General features: G+C 46.0%; 10 protein-coding genes. 8 read left to right on the top strand and 2 right to left on the bottom strand.

What is annotated here, in order from left to right; translation table 11 throughout:
• The first annotated feature begins 31 nt into the window (after positions 1-31).
• The 3 genes from EL262_RS06085 (at position 32) to EL262_RS06075 (ending at position 3,558) form a co-directional block, all read left to right on the top strand.
• The gene (locus tag EL262_RS06085; RefSeq protein WP_025837512.1) at positions 32-1,294 is read left to right on the top strand and encodes a cytochrome c biogenesis ResB family protein; all 1,263 of its coding nucleotides are present in this window, start codon (positions 32-34) and stop codon (positions 1,292-1,294) included.
• Positions 1,291-2,082 carry a cytochrome c biogenesis protein gene (locus tag EL262_RS06080; protein WP_078735705.1) on the top strand — a complete coding sequence of 264 codons (792 nt, stop codon included), beginning with the start codon at positions 1,291-1,293 and terminating at the stop codon, positions 2,080-2,082. Before EL262_RS06085 ends, EL262_RS06080 begins: the two co-directional genes overlap by 4 nt.
• A gap of 324 nt (positions 2,083-2,406) precedes the next feature.
• The gene (locus EL262_RS06075) at positions 2,407-3,558 is read left to right on the top strand and encodes an IS256 family transposase (RefSeq protein WP_126464378.1); all 1,152 of its coding nucleotides are present in this window, start codon (positions 2,407-2,409) and stop codon (positions 3,556-3,558) included.
• 409 nt (positions 3,559-3,967) lie between these two features.
• Here the strand turns inward: EL262_RS06075 and EL262_RS06070 are convergent, their stop codons facing one another.
• Complete coding sequence (locus EL262_RS06070) at positions 3,968-6,733, bottom strand: KAP family P-loop NTPase fold protein (protein ID WP_025838011.1); 2,766 nt, start codon at positions 6,731-6,733, stop codon at positions 3,968-3,970.
• Positions 6,734-6,945: 212 nt separating this feature from the next.
• Between EL262_RS06070 and EL262_RS06065 the strand changes: the two genes are divergently transcribed.
• Entirely contained in the window at positions 6,946-8,757 is a 1,812-nt protein-coding gene (locus tag EL262_RS06065) for an AMP-dependent synthetase/ligase (RefSeq protein ID WP_025838013.1), read from the top strand.
• A 9-nt stretch (positions 8,758-8,766) separates the two neighbouring features.
• Here EL262_RS06065 and EL262_RS06060 read toward each other — a convergent pair whose 3' ends face one another.
• Positions 8,767-10,686: a YgiQ family radical SAM protein gene (locus tag EL262_RS06060; protein WP_025838015.1), complete on the bottom strand. Its 1,920-nt coding sequence runs from the start codon at positions 10,684-10,686 to the stop codon at positions 8,767-8,769.
• A 238-nt stretch (positions 10,687-10,924) separates the two neighbouring features.
• Here EL262_RS06060 and EL262_RS06055 point away from each other — a divergent pair, with 238 nt between their 5' ends.
• The 4 genes from EL262_RS06055 to EL262_RS06040 all read left to right on the top strand — a co-directional run bounded on the left by EL262_RS06055 (position 10,925) and on the right by EL262_RS06040 (position 17,544).
• Positions 10,925-11,227 carry a hypothetical protein gene (locus EL262_RS06055; protein ID WP_025838018.1) on the top strand — a complete coding sequence of 101 codons (303 nt, stop codon included), beginning with the start codon at positions 10,925-10,927 and terminating at the stop codon, positions 11,225-11,227.
• A gap of 74 nt (positions 11,228-11,301) precedes the next feature.
• Complete coding sequence (locus tag EL262_RS06050; RefSeq protein ID WP_159100516.1) at positions 11,302-11,646, top strand: cell division protein ZapA; 345 nt, start codon at positions 11,302-11,304, stop codon at positions 11,644-11,646.
• Between the two features lie 205 nt (positions 11,647-11,851).
• On the top strand, positions 11,852-13,324 hold the full coding sequence (rny, locus tag EL262_RS06045; RefSeq protein WP_420875240.1) for a ribonuclease Y: 1,473 nt from the start codon (positions 11,852-11,854) through the stop codon (positions 13,322-13,324).
• Between the two features lie 749 nt (positions 13,325-14,073).
• Positions 14,074-17,544: a hypothetical protein gene (locus tag EL262_RS06040; RefSeq protein WP_126464377.1), complete on the top strand. Its 3,471-nt coding sequence runs from the start codon at positions 14,074-14,076 to the stop codon at positions 17,542-17,544.
• Positions 17,545-17,632: the final 88 nt, after the last annotated feature.

Raw genomic sequence — 17,632 nt, 5'->3', positions numbered from 1 at the left:
TGCTTTTGTTGAAGAAAAAAAGATCATTCAGATGTGGAACAATAAATGGGGCTATAAGGAGGCCTTCGCCATCGTCGGTATCCCGATCATCATAGGGTGGGTCATGCAGCTCATCCTCGGACCTGCACCTCGGACGGCTTTCGCCTTTCCGACCAATATCATCGCAGGGATAGCCATCACTCTCATCGGTGTGGGTGTGGCTCTCATGGGTAAACGCAAGGGACGGAGACCCTTCTTGGCAGGAGGCCCTGCGACCCTCTCCGCCCTGACTGCCTTCATCGTCCTGACACTTATCGTGGGTTTCACGAAGCAGATCCCTGCAGGCATGGCAGCGGGGCTATCGGGTTGGTTCCACAAGATAGGGCTGAGTGCCATGCTTGAGTCGAGAGCCTTCCTCCTGCTCTATGCCTACTTTTTGCTCGTCCTTGCCACGGCCACGGCTTACCGTCTGCTGAGGTTCAGTCTCTGTGTCAGGGATGTCGCTTTTGCCCTCAACCATATAGGGCTGTACCTCTTCCTCTTGTTCGGGCTCATCTCTTCGTCAGAGATGCGGAGGTTCACGATGGTGCTTTCGAGCGAAAGTGACCAACCCGAGTGGCGTGCTACGGACAACCTCACCAGAGCAATGGTGGAGCTCCCTCTTGCGCTCGAACTCAAACACTTCGACCTCCAAGAATATCCGCCCAAACTCATGCTGCTCGACCTCCCCACGGGCGAACTCGTCCCCAAGGGGCGTCCCGAGCATCTCCTCATCGACTCGACCCTCACCCGAGGCCGACTTCTCGACTGGCAGATCGAAATCCTCGAACACCTCCCTCTCTCTGCCCCCCTTGTCGGTGCGACAGACATTGTGTTCAAGGAGTTTCGTTCCACCGGAGGTGCGGCATCCGTCCGGGTGCGTGCCACGAGAGGTGACGAAGCCTACGAAGGTTGGGTGAGCTCAGGGAGTTATCTATTCCCTTACCGTTCACTCTCGTTGACCGACTCTCTCGCCATCGTCATGCCCGAGCGTGAGCCCAAGCAATTCACCTCTCACATCGTCTACTACACTCAGGCTGGAGACGTGGGCAAGTACGATATCCGTGTCAATCACCCTCTCCGCCACGGCAACTGGTACATCTATCAGCTCGGTTATGACCGCGAACGTGGGCGATGGAGCACGACGTCCGAACTTGAGATCGTCTACGACCCATGGCTCCTCCCCGTCTATGTCGGTATAGCGATGATGCTCCTCGGTGCCTTGTGCCTCCTTCTCGGTCCTATCTCTCACGACAAAAAGAAAGAAGCCCTATGAACTTCCTCCTCGACTGGCACGACTTCATATACTTCGCCCTCCCGACCGTAGCCATCTGTGCCTTGGGTGCTTATTTGGGATTTAAGGAAAAGTTTGCCCCTGCCATCACCGTCACCGTCCTGGCACTCATCGTCTTCGGGGTGTACATCGCAGGGATGTGGCATTCGCTCGAACGCCCACCGATGCGCACTATGGGCGAGACACGGCTCTGGTATTCGTTCTTCGTCATCATTGCAGGGCTCATCGTTTACAGCCGTTGGCGTTATCGCTGGATCCTCGGCTTCTCGACCGTCCTTTCGACGGTCTTTATCTGCATCAATATCTTCAAGCCCGAGATCCACTCCAAGACGATGATGCCCGCCCTCGAAAGCCCCTTCTTCGTCCCCCACGTGATCTCCTACATGTTCGCCTACGGGATGCTCGGCGCAGCCCTCTTGCTGGCGATCTATATGCTCTACAAAAAGGAGGATAAAGACCCTCACCGCCTCTATGTCACGGACAACCTCGTCTATACGGGCACAGGCTTTCTCATCGTCGGACTCCTCCTCGGGGCGATCTGGGCAAAGCAGGCATGGGGCACTTATTGGGGCTGGGATCCCAAAGAGACTTGGGCGGCGATAACCATGGCTGCCTATATGCTGTACATCCACCACCGCCGTTTCCACCCCAAACGCTTCAAGCAGTCGGCGATCATCCTCATCGTCAGCTTCCTCTTCCTCCAGATGTGCTGGTACGGCGTCAACTTCCTCCCCTCCGCCTCTGACAGCATCCACATGTATTCAAACTGAGAAAAAAGACTATCCGTACATCAAAAAGGCTATGTCACAACGCAAGTGACATAGCCTTTTTGCTAATCCCCTATCCTCATAAGGTGAAAGAGCTGTAATCCACTCAAATCATGCGACTTGAGCATCAAGCTCTAACGCAACTCCAAGCCCTCCCCAAAACAAGATATATAACTCACCGAAAAAGGTTGTCTAACTTGATGACGAAAGTCGTCTAAGGTGATGAAACAAGTTAGACAACTTTTTTCAACGATACTGTCCTAAAAAAGTGTGTAAGCCCCATTAGTCCTTAACTTTGAGGTAAGAAAAAAAATAAACCTAAGAACAATGGAGCTTACAACAACACAAAAGTCGGCATTTATTTCTGAAATGCTATCATCAGAGGCAGGTATTAACGAACTTATCCGTGTACTATTGGACACCTTCTCGAAGCAAGAACGTGCTCTCTTTGTCGAAGAGCATGAGGGTGAACAATGCAATGGTTTCCGTCCTCGTCGATGGCGAGGCTACGGCTGTAGCTTTGAATTACGGATTCCTCGAACACGTTCGGGCAATTTCCAACCCCTGATTTTGGGAATCCTTTCCAGCCAAGAGAGCGAACGAGCCTTGTTGTTTCACGAGCTTTATACCCGAGGCCTTTCGTGCGAAGACATTGGTTCGGTGTGCGAACGGATCTACGGCTATCACTATAGCAAGCAGCAAGTCAGTTTTCTCTCGAACACGAGTAAAGAGGAGATCTACAAGTGGTTGGAACGCCAACTGTCGCCCCACTATTTGGCGGTGTACATCGATGCTACCTTTACCTACACACGGCGGGAGGATCGTGTGGCTCAGGAAGCCTATTACACGATGTTGGGGTTGCTTCCTGACGGTAGTCGGGAGGTGCTTTGTGTGGTGAATCATCCCACGGAGGGAGCGTTGAATTGGGAGGCAGAGTTGAAAGCCCTCAAAACACGTGGAGTCGAACGTATAGACCTGATCATCTCAGATGCTTTACAGGGGATTGAACGAGCCATCGCCTCGGCTTTCCCTCACTCCTCCCATCAGCTGTGTGTCGTTCATTTCAAGCGTCACGCACTTAATGCCGTATCGAAGAGGGACAAGGATCAGATGAGACAAGAGTTGGAAGACTTGTTTCCGATCTCGGGTACAAGTCTTACACCCATCAAGGCATTTGAGAAATTGTGTACATTTGCAGAACGTTGGGGGAAAAGCTACCGGAGCCTGCTCTCCTTGTCGGCACCTCGCAATATAGGCTACTTCACTTACCTGATGTTCCCGGAGGGTGTTCGTCGTATGATTTACTCGACGAATTGGGTGGAGCGTCTCAATCGCAGCTATAAGCGTACGCTGCGTATGCGTGGGGCTCTACCCTCGGCTGATGCCGTCGTCTTTCTCTTGGGCTCTGTAGCCCGAGAAATGACTGAAAGGACTTATGCTAGGAGGTTACCCTATTTCCAAGAGTGGAGTACCAAATAAATGAGTAATGAGTAATAACACGAAAAACTCAAAGTTTTTCCCCTGGGGCATGCCCCAGGGGAAAAAGGGAGAACTAACCTTACACACTTTTTCGGACACTACCGAAAAAAGAGACTATCCATACAACAAAAAGGCTATGTCACAACGCAAGTGACATAGCCTTTTTGCTAATCCCCTATCCTCATAAGGTGAAAGAGTTGTAATCCACTCAAATCATGCGACTTGAGCATCAAGCTCTAACGCAACTCCAAACCCTCCCCAAAACAAGATATATAACTCACCGAAAAAGGTTGTCTAACTTGATAACGAAAGTCGTCTAAGGTGACGAAACAAGTTAGACAACTTTTTTCAACTGAGGGAAGGAGTGTCGCAATGACAGACAGACGGTATCCTTTTGATATGCTACTTCTTAGCTTTTTGATAGCTCATCTATCTTTTGATTTATTTTGTTTACAACATCTTGGTATTTGGATACCCTAACTGGAAATTTTCTTATCGTCTCTAATAAACTCTCTGCTCTTTTTAATGTTATTTTCCCATCCTTGACTAATTCATCAAATTTGTGCTCAATCTCTAACACCTTTTCTAAATTATTGCACGCCGTTTTAAGATGCCATTCCGTATCATATTGGATATCTTCATAAAGGGAAAACACTTCATAATTATTTCCTTTGTATAGGCTCCAAAATTTCTTGATCTTATCGGGGATTTTTATGCTGTGTTTTCGATCGGTGAGGAATTTATCTAAATCCCCTTTTGTCCCAAATATTTTCTCAGAAAGAATTGTTAATCCAAAAGATAAACAGTCTTCATACATAGGTGGAATTTTGACAAATAGTTTCCTGAAGAACTCTTCAGATCCATAATTGTCCAGTGATGTTATTACAGCTTCTAACATCTCTTTGTTCAACTCTGTTTTCTCTTTCTCCATGGGTTTTATGTAGGATTCCAATAAGTCCATATGACGGGTCTTAATCTCAGGTTCTTTATGTATAAGGTTTAAAAATGAATCTTTTACAATCTCACGAGCTTCAGATAGATTAAATAAGCGTTTTGAAATACAGGGATGATCATCATTAAGTGCATGTTCGGATATATCTAAGGCGCATCTACAATATAAGTGTATATGTAGTTTTTTTAGCTCATCTTTGATCCATATTTTATATTCTTCATTGGAGGCAAAAAGGCGGTCAGATGCAGGTGATATTTTATAAATATAATGGTGCGAGAAGCATTCAAAATTAGATGGTTTTAATTGGGTATATTCATGAGTATAAGGTTTTCTCTGATCTGGTGCTGTTTTCTCTAAGCTCTTACTGTTTTGCTCTGATTTAGATTTGATCTCTTTATCTTTTTCATACGCATAAATAGCTACTGATAGAAATTTAGAAAGATCATGTTTGTCCATGATTTTTCCTTCATAATAGCTCAAATATTCAAGTATGTCACGATCATATCCTTCTTGAAACCAAAGATCTATGATGGGTAGGGAGTTGCAAGCGTCTTCTTTTAAAAGATGTTCTAAAGTGTTAAAGGATAGGTTGCTATTGACTCTCTCTTGGAAATATATTTCAAACGCTCTTATGCTTCGAATAGATTTGATCCTATAAATATGGCCTCTTTTTCTTATCGTAACTTCCTCCTTTTCAAATAGTAGGTGTAGAATTTTCTTAAGTAAATGACTGTTTTCTACATTAATATCAACCTTTTCACTGATAACTTCCCATTCACTATTAGTTGGGTTGAGATATTGCTTCTTTTTGAGGCGATAGTATTCGTTTTCCCAATTGTATTTAATGAGCATCAGGAGAAAATAGTCTCTGAAATTTACGTCGTTCTGAATTTTCTCAAATCGTAAGAATAAATTTGAAAATCGTTTCAGGTCTCGTAAAGTAGGTAGTATCTGATTTAAGATGAAATATAAGATAGACTCTTTTTCGTATAGCTCCTTGAAATATGGATCATTATTGTTCATACAAGGTATTTTAGTTATCTCATTCCACAAAGCCTCTTCCGAGATGAAGGGGATAGATTGCTCTATCGAGAAATACTTATCACTAAATAGTTTCGTTTCACTGGTGTTTTCGGAAACAAGGATTTTATTAAGATATTGCTTGTCGTAAGCTGCGAAGAATATCATATTAGAAAAGGAAGCATTGCCATCGATGAGCTTCAACACCTCAATGACCTCTTCTCGTAAAAGACGATCAAAGTCATCAATGAACACAACCACTCTTTTGCCGAGTCTCTTTATTGCTTCACTGATTTTTTGTTTTTCTCTTCCACTGTTCCAAAGCTGATGTATGGATAGGAAAGAGGATAAAAACTTGTTTTCCCCAATTATATTTATGGCTTTCAGGTAATCCTTGAAAGAACTTGAAAATCTCGAATCATATTTCTTCAATGTTGAGAATAACTCGTGGAAGAAGTCCTCTTGGATCGTACAAGCATTGAGTGAATGACGAGGGTTAAACTTGATGACAATGAACTGCTCTTTGTTCAGCTTCTTTTCTAAGAGGTTTAGGTAAGAGGTTTTTCCGCTACCCCAAGAGCCTACAATCCCTACACTGTATGCCTGCTCTGTCTCTTTAGGCAGTTTGCTTATTAAAAGGTCGATGTCTTCGGAGAAGCCTAAGCGATCATCATCCTTATTTTTGATTGGAGTGTCTATACTTAAAAGCTTTTCCTCTTCCGCTTGTGTCTCTGTTCCACTTTGACAAGGGAAAAAGTTTATGAATGAGAACATCCAGAAGCAGAGAATGGCAACTAATACGAAAAATATGAGTATTTGGATCTCTATACTTGAATAATCTAATAGCAGACCATTGAATAAGAGGATAATAACAAGTGTGATAAGTAGAAATGAGAATACAGAAATTCGATAGTTATTCTTCACACATTGCCACACATAGTGAAGATGGAAGATGCCTAATAGAGAAAGTATGCTCCAACTTACGATCCCAAAATTCATCCTATTCATGACAGGTAAGACCTTATCGTAAAAGAGAGCTTTCGTCTCATCTTCAAAAAGAAAGAGTAGAAGAAGAGCTATAAGGAATAGAATGATACTTTGGGCTTCTTCAAAGATGAAAGATTTCGTTTGTTTCAGGAGTTCATTCAAGCCCTCTCTGAATTTGGAGTTGGTCTCAGATTTGGTATTGTTTTTCTCGCTCATATATAGATTTTATATTTTAATACAAACTTAACAATAACCCTGCGATTAACATTCGGTCGTAGAGTCATCTTTTTTCACCCAAAGCGAAAAATCTTGGTGTCGAGGCTTTTAATTCGTGAATATCTGTATTCGTGGAGCTTGGGGAGGTCAAGAGGTTGATAAATAATGCGTACCTTTACCATGATATAAGAAAAAGAAACACAAATAAACCTATGACCAAGATATCGCACATGGCAGAGGTTGCCGTCAGGATGAACAAGAAAAACGGTAACGATACCTGCCTCATTGTCAAGAATAAAGAAAAACAAGTTTGGGAAAAACAGTCGTGGAACCATGTCTATGAGTATGTGCGCCGTACAGCTCAGGCTCTTATCGAATTCGGTGTGGGATCACAGGAGTGTGTGGGGATGTATTCGGAGAATATGGACAAGTTCATATACAGTGACTTGGCAACCCTCAGCATCGGTTCTATCGCTGTGCCCCTCTATGCGACCTCTTCGTCCGCACAGGTCGAGTACATCGTCAATGATGCGAGGATCAAGCTCCTCTTTGTCGGTTCGCAGTTTCAGTACAACAATGCTTACAAGGTGAAGAAGGAGAGCGCAGTGCTGGAGCATATCGTGATCTTCGATCCCACGGTGATTCGTCACCCTGACGACCGTACTTCGTTGATGTACGAGGACTTCCTCAAGCTTGGTGACACGACCACGGCGGAGGCCGAGGCGAAGTTGCGGCGTTCGAACAGCGAGCTCTCTGACATCGCCTGCCTTATTTACACTTCGGGCACCAGCGGGCAGAGCAAGGGCGTGGAGATCTCTCACAGTAACATCTACAATGCCCTTGTCGCTCATGTCGAAGCCATCCCGAACATGGGGCACAAACACATCTCGATGAACTTCCTCCCCCTCACGCATGTCTTCGAGAAGATGTGGGTCTTCCTCTGCCTCCAGAGAGGGGTCAAGGTTGCCGTAGGCGAGAACCCCAAGGAGATCCTCACCAACCTTAAAGAAGTGCGCCCTCACTTCATGTGCAATGTGCCTCGCTTTTGGGAAAAGGTCCACATCGGAGTGCAGGAGAAGATCTCGACCTTCTCTCCCAGGGTGCAGAAGCTCATGCGCAGTGCCATCGATATCGGCAAGGAGTACCACTTCGAGTACAGGCAGAAGGGGCGCAGAGCTCCGTTTTGGTTGATGATGAAGTACAAGTTCTTTGCCAAGAAACTCTTTGATCTCGTGAAGAAAAATGTGGGTATCGAGCGAGGGAAGCTTTTCCCCACTGCCGGTGCAGCCCTTGCCGATCCTATCAATGAAGCACTGAGTGCCATGGGTATCCCCATCGTTGTGGGTTATGGACTGACGGAGACGACGGCAACGGTGTGCTTCTGTCGTCCGAAGAAGAATGCTTTCGGATCCATCGGTACCGTCCTTCCCGGTGTGGAGGTCAAGGTCGATCCTCAGACGAGCGAACTTATGGTCAAGGGTGCTACAGTCTCCAGAGGATATTTCAATAAGCCGGAGGAGACTGCTGATGCTTTTGGGACTGACGGATGGTTCCGTACGGGAGACATCTGCACGATAGACGGAGAGGGCAACCTCTTCTTCAAAGAACGTCTCAAAGACCTCTATAAGACCGCCAACGGCAAGTATATTGCGCCACAGATGATCGAGGGCTTGATCTCTGCCAACAAGTACATTGAGCAGGCCATGGTCATTGCCGAGGAGCGCAACTTCGTCAGTGCCCTCATTTATCCGGCTTGGGATGTGGTACGTGAGAAGCTCAAAGGTAGGGCTATAGACACGGATGACATCGACGAACTCGCAAAGATGCCCGAGGTGTATTCGCTCATCGAGGGGTATCTCGAAGAGGGACAGAAGACCCTTGCATCGTATGAGAAGGTCAAGAAGTTCGTCCTCCTCACCGAACCTTTCAGTGTCGAAAATGGGATGCTTACCAATACCCTCAAAACAAAACGAAAAGTCGTCTCGGCACACTATGCCGATCTCATAGAGGGTATGTATCGATAAGGGTGCGTTCTACCTCACAGATCGAGGGGGCTTCCGCTTGTGGGGAGTCCCCTTTTTCTCTTGATTTTTTCTTGATGTGGGAGACTTCCTTTCTGAGCCGGGTGGGGTAGAGCCAAAGAGCTTTTCGATCAGATCAGGACGTCCGATCTTTTGCAACGAGCGGATGATGTGTGGACGCTCTTCGGGCTTGTACCAGAAGAAGTATTGGCGTTGAGCATCTTTTTCGTCCTTTGAGATGGCTGTATATACCTTTTCGAGTGTGTAGGGGTGATAGCCACTGTAATAGATGACCGTTGCGACTGTCATCGGTGTCGGTGTGAAGTCTTGCACCTGTTCGAGCTTGAAGTTCAGCTTTTTTGTGAGGAGTGCAAGTTCTGCCATGTCTTCGCTTCGGCATCCGGGGTGAGACGAGATGAAGTAAGGGATAAGCTGTTGATTGAGACCATGCTTTTCATTGATTCGATCGAAAGCTTTCTTAAACTTCTTGAACAGCTCGAAGGACGGCTTGCGCATCAGGTTGAGGACTCTGTCTGAGGTGTGCTCAGGCGCGACTTTTAGTCTTCCCGATACATGTTTTGAGACCACCTCCTCGGTATACTCTTCAGTAGCTTTTGCAAGCTTGGGATCTTTGTACTCATGCATCAGGAGGTCATAGCGAATCCCACTGCCGATAAAACTCTTTTTGACTCCCGGCAAGGCATCCACCTTGCGGTAGATCTGTGTCAGAGGGCTGTGGTCTGCGTTGAGGTTAGGGCAGATGTCCGGATGTATGCACGATGGCCTGAGGCAACGTGCGCAGGCCTTTAGCCGATGTCCCTGCATACGATACATGTTTGCCGAAGGTCCCCCGAGGTCGCTCAGGTAGCCTTTGAAGTCCTCCATTTTTGTTACCTCTTGGACCTCCTTGATGATCGAGTGTTCGCTACGAGAGGAGATGAACTTCCCCTGATGCGCAGAGATTGTACAGAACGCACATCCTCCGAAGCAACCACGGTGCATGTTCACCGAATGCTTGATCATCTCGTAGGCAGAGATTACCTTCCCCTTGTATCTCGGATGAGGCATTCGGGTGTATGGCAGGTCGAACGAACGGTCGATCTGCTCCGTGGTCATGGTTGGATAAGGAGGGTTGACGACTATGGTTCGATCTTCGATCCTTTGGAGGAGTCTGTGGGCATGCATGGCATTGCTCTGTTCCTCGATGTGTCGGAAGTTGGAAGCATATTTCTTTTTGTCACGGAGACAATCCTCATGACTGTTGAGGAGGATGTCGTCCTCTTTCTCTTCCACTTCGTCGGTGGGTATCGTGAAGGCGATCTGTGGGATATCCCTGAGATCTCGGATGCTTGCTCCTTGTTCTATGCGTCGAGCAATCTCTACGATCGGAAGCTCGCCCATGCCATAGATGACGATGTCCGCTTGGCTCATGAACGGCATCCCCGGTAAGAGTTTGTCCTGCCAGTAGTCGTAGTGTGTCAGACGGCGGAGTGAGGCCTCTATCCCTCCAAGCACGATGGGTGTCTCGGGGTATAGGTCTCGGAGAATCTTGCTGTATACTATGCTCGGATAGTCGGGGCGCATATCGCTGCGACGATCCGGAGTGTACGCATCTTCGGAGCGCAGCCTTTTGGCCGCTGTGTAGTGGTTGACCATGGAGTCCATGTTTCCCGGAGAGACACCGAAAAACAGGCGTGGTTTCCCGAGCTTTTTGAAGTCCCGGAGGTCGTCGCGCCAATTTGGCTGGGGGACGACGGCGACACGATAGCCGGCATCTTCCAGGGTGCGACCGATGACTGCCGCTGCAAATGAAGGGTGATCCACATACGCATCACCGCTGAATAGGATGATATCTACTTCATCCCACCCACGCATATCCATCTCTTTTTTTGAGATGGGCAACCATCTTTTTAAGTCTGCCCTTTCACTCATTGGCGCAAAGTTACGACAAATAAGGTATTGTTGCCGAAAAGTCTCGAAATCGTTGACACCGCACGGCTCATCTTCGGTGAAAAGTGATTCGATGAAAGCCTCACAACTTCACTGTATCTCTACAATGAATACGGAATTTGAGGTGAGATGAGTCACGTTCTTGACCTTTGCGTTTATTTTTACTTTTTTGCAATCTCCTATTTTTTACATATATTTGTCCAAGGTTTTAGGCGTAGGCATGAGTAGAACAGACGAACGACTGATAAAGGATGTCGAGGAGCGACTCGATCAGCTCATTCGCTTGTGTCATTCTCAAGCGGAACACTTGGGGATACTCTCTGCCGAAAAGGATCGACTTGCTTCCATTGTCCGGGAGCAGGACGTTCAGATCCGAGACCTGAGCCGACAGCTTTCTGTCGCAACCATGGCACTGCAAGAGTCTCCTGATGCCCACCTTCAGTTGGAGGCATTCAAGCGAGAGATCGATGCCGTTGTGAAAGAGGTGGAGGGCTGTATCGCTTATTTGGAAAAGAACGTATGACGATGATGAGGACATCGTGTCGATGAGGGGCATGGCCCTTTGAGTGATGTCCTCTTGATATATTGGCTTCTGCTGTGAGTGCAAATACTTCAAACACCCCCAGAACCCCCAAGCCCTACAACAAACTTGATATAACCGTTAAAGTAGGCGGAGAGGTCATTTCCCTCAAGATTGATAGGGAAGACGAGGGTGCGATTCGATCCGGAGCTGTTGCGTTGAGCAGGGTCTTGGAGTTGTACCGCAGGAAGTATGGGGAGGCGGAGACCACCGAAGCAGACCTGCTGAGGTACACAGCCTTACATTTTGCATCCATTGTTGAGGATGCTCGTCTCAAGGCCGAAGATCAGGCTCTCGGGATTCGCTTGGAGCGACTTCGAGATAAACTTGACGAGGTGCTTTATCCTCATCCCAAGGACTGAACTGATGACCTTCTTTTCTTACTCAAGCGTTACATGAAAAAAAGATTGTCGCGTATCCTCCGGTATGCGTCATGATTGTTTATTTTTTTGAGTTAGATTAACGCTATTTTTATTACATAGAACAACAACGATGAATACATTTTTTTACGTGCTGATCATCGTGCTCGTTTTGATCTTCGTCGCTCTTGGCTTCATCATGTGGAAGATGATGAACAAGGCTGTCGACAAGAAGACCGACGAGTACATGCAGAAAGCCAAAGAAGAGATCGAGGTGATCAAGAAGAACAAAATGCTCGAAGTCAAAGAGCAGTTCATCAAGCAGAAGTCCAACCTCGACAAAGAAATTTCCCAGAGACAGTCTAAGCTTCAGGGTATCGAAGCCAAGCTCAAGAGTCGTGAGCAGGCTCTCCAGCAGAAGCAGGATGAACTCTCTAAGAAACTCAAAGAGAATGATGCCATTCGAGAAAATCTTCAGACCCAGATAGAATGTCTCAAGGTGCGTGAAGGTGAGATCGAAGATCTTAAGAAGAAAGGCCTTGCAGAGCTTGAGACAATCTCCGGTCTCTCTGCCGACGAGGCCAAAGAGCGCATCATCGAGTCCATCAAGGATGAAGCTCGTGGTGATGCTTCGGCATATATCGCGGAGATTATGGACGAAGCCAAACTTACTGCCAATATGGAGGCTAAGAAGCTTGTCATCAAATCTCTCCAGCGTATTGCTACCGAGACAGCCATCGAAAATTCTGTGACTGTCTTTCATATCGACTCTGATGAGATCAAAGGTCGTATCATCGGTCGGGAAGGACGCAATATCCGTGCACTTGAAGCAGCTACCGGTGTCGAGATCATTGTCGATGATACCCCCGAAGCTATTGTTTTGTCATGCTTCGACCCTGTGCGTCGTGAGATTGCTCGTCTTGTTTTGCATCAACTCGTTCAAGACGGACGTATTCACCCTGCTCGTATCGAGGAGGTAGTGGCTAAGGTGCGCAAGCAGATCGAAGAGGAGATCATAGAGACCGGTAAGCGTACCGTCATCGATCTTGGTATACACGGCCTGCATCCTGAGCTTATCCGTCTCGTGGGTAAGATGAAGTTCCGTTCGTCCTACGGTCAAAACCTCCTTCAGCACTCTCGCGAGACAGCCAATCTCTGTGCCGTCATGGCTGCCGAGCTTGGTCTCAATCCTAAGAAAGCCAAGCGTGCCGGCCTCCTTCACGATATAGGTAAGGTGCCTGATGATGAGCCGGAGATGCCACACGCACTTCTTGGTATGAAGCTTTGTGAGAAGTATAAGGAGAAGCCCGATATCTGCAATGCCGTCGGGGCACACCACGACGAGATTGAGATGGAGACGCTCATTGCGCCCATCGTGCAGGTTTGTGATGCTATTTCCGGAGCACGACCCGGGGCACGTCGGGAGATAGCCGAAGCTTATATCAAGAGGCTCAATGAGCTCGAAAAGCTTCCACTCTCTTATCCCGGTGTTATCAAGACCTATGCAATCCAGGCGGGTCGAGAACTTCGTGTCATTGTCGGTGCCGATAAGGTGGATGATATCCGTACCGAGCAACTCTCATCTGAGATCGCCAAGAGGATTCAGGATGAAATGACTTATCCCGGTCAGGTCAAGATTACCGTTATTCGTGAAACTCGCTCTGTTGCTTTTGCGAAGTAAAAGCGTGGCTCATACAATAATCTATATAAAGTTGTGTCGATTTGTTCGACACAACTTTTTTTGTGACACTACGTGTTTCTCGATGAGAGATCCGGCTCGGTTCTGTGGGTTTATCGTCTTGTCTTTGTTCCTTTCATTCGACGTGTTCGGTATGTCTTTTTTTGTCAAAATGTCTATGAGCGCATTTGCTTGTCGGCAAAGGTAATTCGTATGGATATGTGTGCAGTCGGTTACAGTCGATTACAGTCGATTGTGATCGAGTTCGGTCGATTGTCGTCGATTGTGTGGTTCTTGGGGCGGATTGGTTGCTGTGTGTTTACGAAAAGAGGTGAACGTTTTTATAGATTTTGTATTCTTGTCTTGATTTTGCTTCCTATTTTCTGCGTTATCTCCACTTGTCAAGGCGGATTGCTGTGTTATTTTTCTTGAAAACGAGTTGAGTTTTTGTTTGTTAGTATAAGATTTATTTATACCTTTGTCATGAAACATAGCTACTTGAAACGCTGTATTTCAGAGGAAAAGCACTTCTTGCAAGTTGTTTTATGTCATTAACTGCTTGTCGTTTAGTGTGTTCGCTTCTAAGGTTGTTTTTTGTTTTGCTGTGTTTTTTGGTGGAGTTTTGCTTGTCGAGAGTAAGGTAAATGTGCTTGCCTTGCCCTCGTAGATTGGTAGATATTTGCCTTGAGAGAAGAAATTTTGTTTATAACAATTGAAATAAATACTATTACTCACAATTAAATTTTTGTCACATGAAAAAGAATTTTTCTTTAAAGTTCATGGCTATGGCAATGGCTGCTGCGCTTGTTGCAGCTCCAGGCTGTAAGGACTATGACGATGACATCAACAACTTGAGAGAGCAGACAGCCGGGATCAAGAGTGATCTTGCGAAGGCTAAGACTGATCTTACCGCTGCTATCAAGGATGTTGAGGCTAAGGCTGCTGCTGCTCAGAAGGCTGCAGATGATGCTAAGGCTGCTGCTGACAAGGCATTGAAGGATGCTCTTGCTGCAGATGCAAAGTTGAAGGCAGAACTCGAGGCTCTCGCTGATAAGGCTCAGAAGGCTGCTGAAGCTGCACAAAAGACTGCTGATGAAGCTCACAAGAAAGCTGATCAGCTTAGAAAGGAACTTGATGCTCTTGTTGAAAGAGTAGATGCTCTTGAAAGAAATAGTGCTACCAAGCAAGAGTTGGAGAATGCTAAGAAGGAACTTAAGGCTGAGATCGATAAGGTCATGAAGAGAGTAGAGGAGTTCGTGGGTAACCGTGTGACTTCTATCGCTCTTGTTCCAAGAAGTCATGTCAACGGTATCGCATCTGTCGAGCTTCTTGGTGTTGCTTACAAGGCTCAGGAGCACGTGGATCATCAGGCGTTCTATTTTACTACTACTGATGTCGCTAACGCAACCAAGGTTCTTAAGCCAAGTCAAGGTGTCGCAGAATTCCGTCTCAGTCCAAGTCGTGTGACTGAAGCGTCTTTCACTCACCCATCTTTCAATACTTGGGTGTCTAAGAATAGACTCAGAGTTGACGAAGATGAGACCGGCGTTGATAAGCCATTCAAGCCTATGGCTTACAGACTCCAAGGGAATCATCTCATCGTTGATGTTGTGAAGACTTCTTCTGAGTCCCTTAATCAAGGTGAACACTGGAAGAATCAATTTATTTCAGACCCTTGGTGTGATAATCCAACTACAGAGTCTGAGGTCGAAAAGTTCTATATGGGCGCATTGAGCTTGCCTATCGCTGAAAAGTATTGGACTGCAGAAGAAAAAGCTGCTACTGAAAAGCCGGCTGTTATCTCTGAAGGATTCAGAGTCGAAGAGATCTATGTTGCTCCTGTCATCAAGAGTAAGATTGCTTCGGGTAGAGAAGTTGGTTATATTACCGTTAATCCAGGAGCAGTAGGCCCTCAATTGAATCAAGGTACTCACCATGCTAAGTGTTTTGGTGATTACAAGCCTTATGCTTATGACGATGTCGAGTCTCCTACACACTATTGGGATGCTAATGGTAATGGCAAGAAGGACAATGGTGAACTCTCTTGGGGTCGTCCTACTCACTTCTCTGACTCTACTCTTCTATATCGTTCTAAGGAGAATCAACTTATCGACCTTGAACTTGAGTGGAATGAAAAGTATGACTTGATGCAGTACGTTACTGCTTCTACAAGAGCAAGTCACGAGGATTTCGATTATAAGAAGCACGGTCTTGGCTTCCACTTCGAAGTTGCAGAAGCTAAGTACCTACAAGGTACTAACCAAACTGACCAACAACAGTTTGCTAAGCTTGAAGGCTCTGTCTTGACTAACAAGGTTTATACAGTTCCTGGCATGTCTGAGACAGCAATCGGTCGTGAGCCTATCATCCGTATCACTCTTTATGATCTTGAGACAAAGGCTGTTGTTGACCAACGCTATATGAAGGTTAAGTGGATCAGAACAGCTGAAGTTAAGCCTATCGGAACTTCTAAGTTTGATGACTTCTATGTCTCTTGTAAGTTTGAGACACTTCGTCTTAACACTCAGAAGATGAACGAAGATATCTACAGAAAGGTTGAAAAGGAGTATGGTATCGCTAAGACTCTCTTCACTGATAGATATACTCGTCTCCAAGTCCTCAATCTTACTAAGGATGGTGAGTATCTTGTGAAGGATGGTAAGTTTATTGCTAAGGGTATGGAAAACTATAAGGTTTCTTCTATTGAGGAGACTGGTAGTGCACACTGGCTCAGAGAACTTCCTCTATACTACATCCCAGAACATGCCGAAAGTAACTCTACTACTACACTTCCTCCTGATCAAAATGCAGGTAACACCTCTTTCAATATCTTGTGGCGCTTGTATCCGCAGGTAATGCGTACAATTGCTCCTGCTGGTTCTACGTTCGTTCTTGAATTTAAGTTTGTTGACCGTTTGAACAGACTTCACTTGACACACAAGTTCGAAGTTGTCGTTAAGCTTCCAGAGCAAAACTTCAACTATGAAGAAACATACTGGTCTGCAGGTAAGATGGGTACTGAGTTCAAGGTTAATCCACTTGTCTATACTCCTGTCTCTGCTACAGGTGACAAGACTCGTAAGGCTGATCAAGCTGATTACGATAATGTAGACTACAATGATGGTTACTTTGTACATGGTCACACACCTTATGATGTTGTCGGTGATAGCCACATCCAGACAGACCTTGTTAACGGATTTATCTACAAGGGTAAGAAGGTCGCTAACGTAAACCAACTCATCCAGTATATCCGTGAGTGTGCTAAGGTTCGCTTTGCATTTGACGAGAGCCGTTTCGGTGAGTTCGCTCACCTCAAGGGCTTCACTGTCTCTGACAATGCTACAAGACTTTGGGATGGTGCTGCTCCTGCAGTAGCTCCAGCTAACAAGGATTTTGTACAGCCAAATCTTGACAACTATGCTGCTTCTATTTTGAACTTCTTGTCTGTTGATGCTGCTACAAATGACGATGATAAGGCAACACTTCCATACAAGCTCAATGAGGCAATCGTGAACGATAATCCTCACGGAGCTGTAAATGAAGCACGTGCACTCATTCGTCTCCACGAAACTGATACAGAAATTGGTGACGGAGCTTCGGATCTCGGTACTTCTGCTGCAATCAAGCTTGTTGGTAACATTGTTCCTGTAATGATCGTTGCTGAATACAATGAGTGGAACAAGGTGCCTGTGAAGAGATATGATGTGAAGATCATCGATCCTCTCAAGGTTAAGGGACAAAGTCTCGGTTATTTGGTTGATGCTCAGATCGGTGGTTCGTTCACCGGAAGACTTGCAGACAAGTACACATTCACAGACTGGAACTTCCAGAACGTGGCTGACAATAATAAGTCTTACGACAAGGAATTGTGGAAGTACTATGCAGTGAAGACATTGTTCTTTGATGTCAACAATGCTAAGACTAACATCAAGAACATCGATGGCAACAACATTGTGACTGATGAAGACTACAAACAAGGTAACCTTCCTGCAGGACGTATCCTACAACAGGTTAAGGTAACTAACACAGCTTCTAAACCATACGAATTTGAAGAGGTTGCTAACAATCCTACTCACCTTCGTTACCACAACAACTCTGGTACACCGGTGAACAAGGAATACAAGATCTTCTTGGATGTGACTGCATCTTACAAGTGGGGTGTCATCAAGTCACCACAAGAAATCCTTGTCAAGGTTGCTCCAGGTACTCCTGACGATAACTAATAAACAACCACAAGACATCCGTCTTCATACTGACCGTATTTGACGAATGATCTGACTCCATAGCAAAGGTGTCCACATGGGCACCTTT

It is taken from the genome of Porphyromonas cangingivalis (assembly GCF_900638305.1).
In the GTDB taxonomy this organism is placed as follows: domain Bacteria; phylum Bacteroidota; class Bacteroidia; order Bacteroidales; family Porphyromonadaceae; genus Porphyromonas_A; species Porphyromonas_A cangingivalis.
The sequence above is the reverse complement of the archived record's forward strand: the minus strand, read 5'-3'. Positions and strand labels throughout refer to the sequence as shown.

Coding starts and splice junctions, on each gene's coding strand:
- EL262_RS06060 (WP_025838015.1), bottom strand. CDS start 10,686: ATGAGTGAAAGGGCAGACTTAAAAAGATGGTTGCCCATCTCAAAAAAA.
- EL262_RS06055 (WP_025838018.1), top strand. CDS start 10,925: ATGAGTAGAACAGACGAACGACTGATAAAGGATGTCGAGGAGCGACTC.
- EL262_RS06080 (WP_078735705.1), top strand. CDS start 1,291: ATGAACTTCCTCCTCGACTGGCACGACTTCATATACTTCGCCCTCCCG.
- EL262_RS06075 (WP_126464378.1), top strand. CDS start 2,407: ATGGAGCTTACAACAACACAAAAGTCGGCATTTATTTCTGAAATGCTA.
- EL262_RS06065 (WP_025838013.1), top strand. CDS start 6,946: ATGACCAAGATATCGCACATGGCAGAGGTTGCCGTCAGGATGAACAAG.
- EL262_RS06040 (WP_126464377.1), top strand. CDS start 14,074: ATGAAAAAGAATTTTTCTTTAAAGTTCATGGCTATGGCAATGGCTGCT.
- rny (WP_420875240.1), top strand. CDS start 11,852: ATGATGAACAAGGCTGTCGACAAGAAGACCGACGAGTACATGCAGAAA.
- EL262_RS06085 (WP_025837512.1), top strand. CDS start 32: ATGTGGAACAATAAATGGGGCTATAAGGAGGCCTTCGCCATCGTCGGT.
- EL262_RS06070 (WP_025838011.1), bottom strand. CDS start 6,733: ATGAGCGAGAAAAACAATACCAAATCTGAGACCAACTCCAAATTCAGA.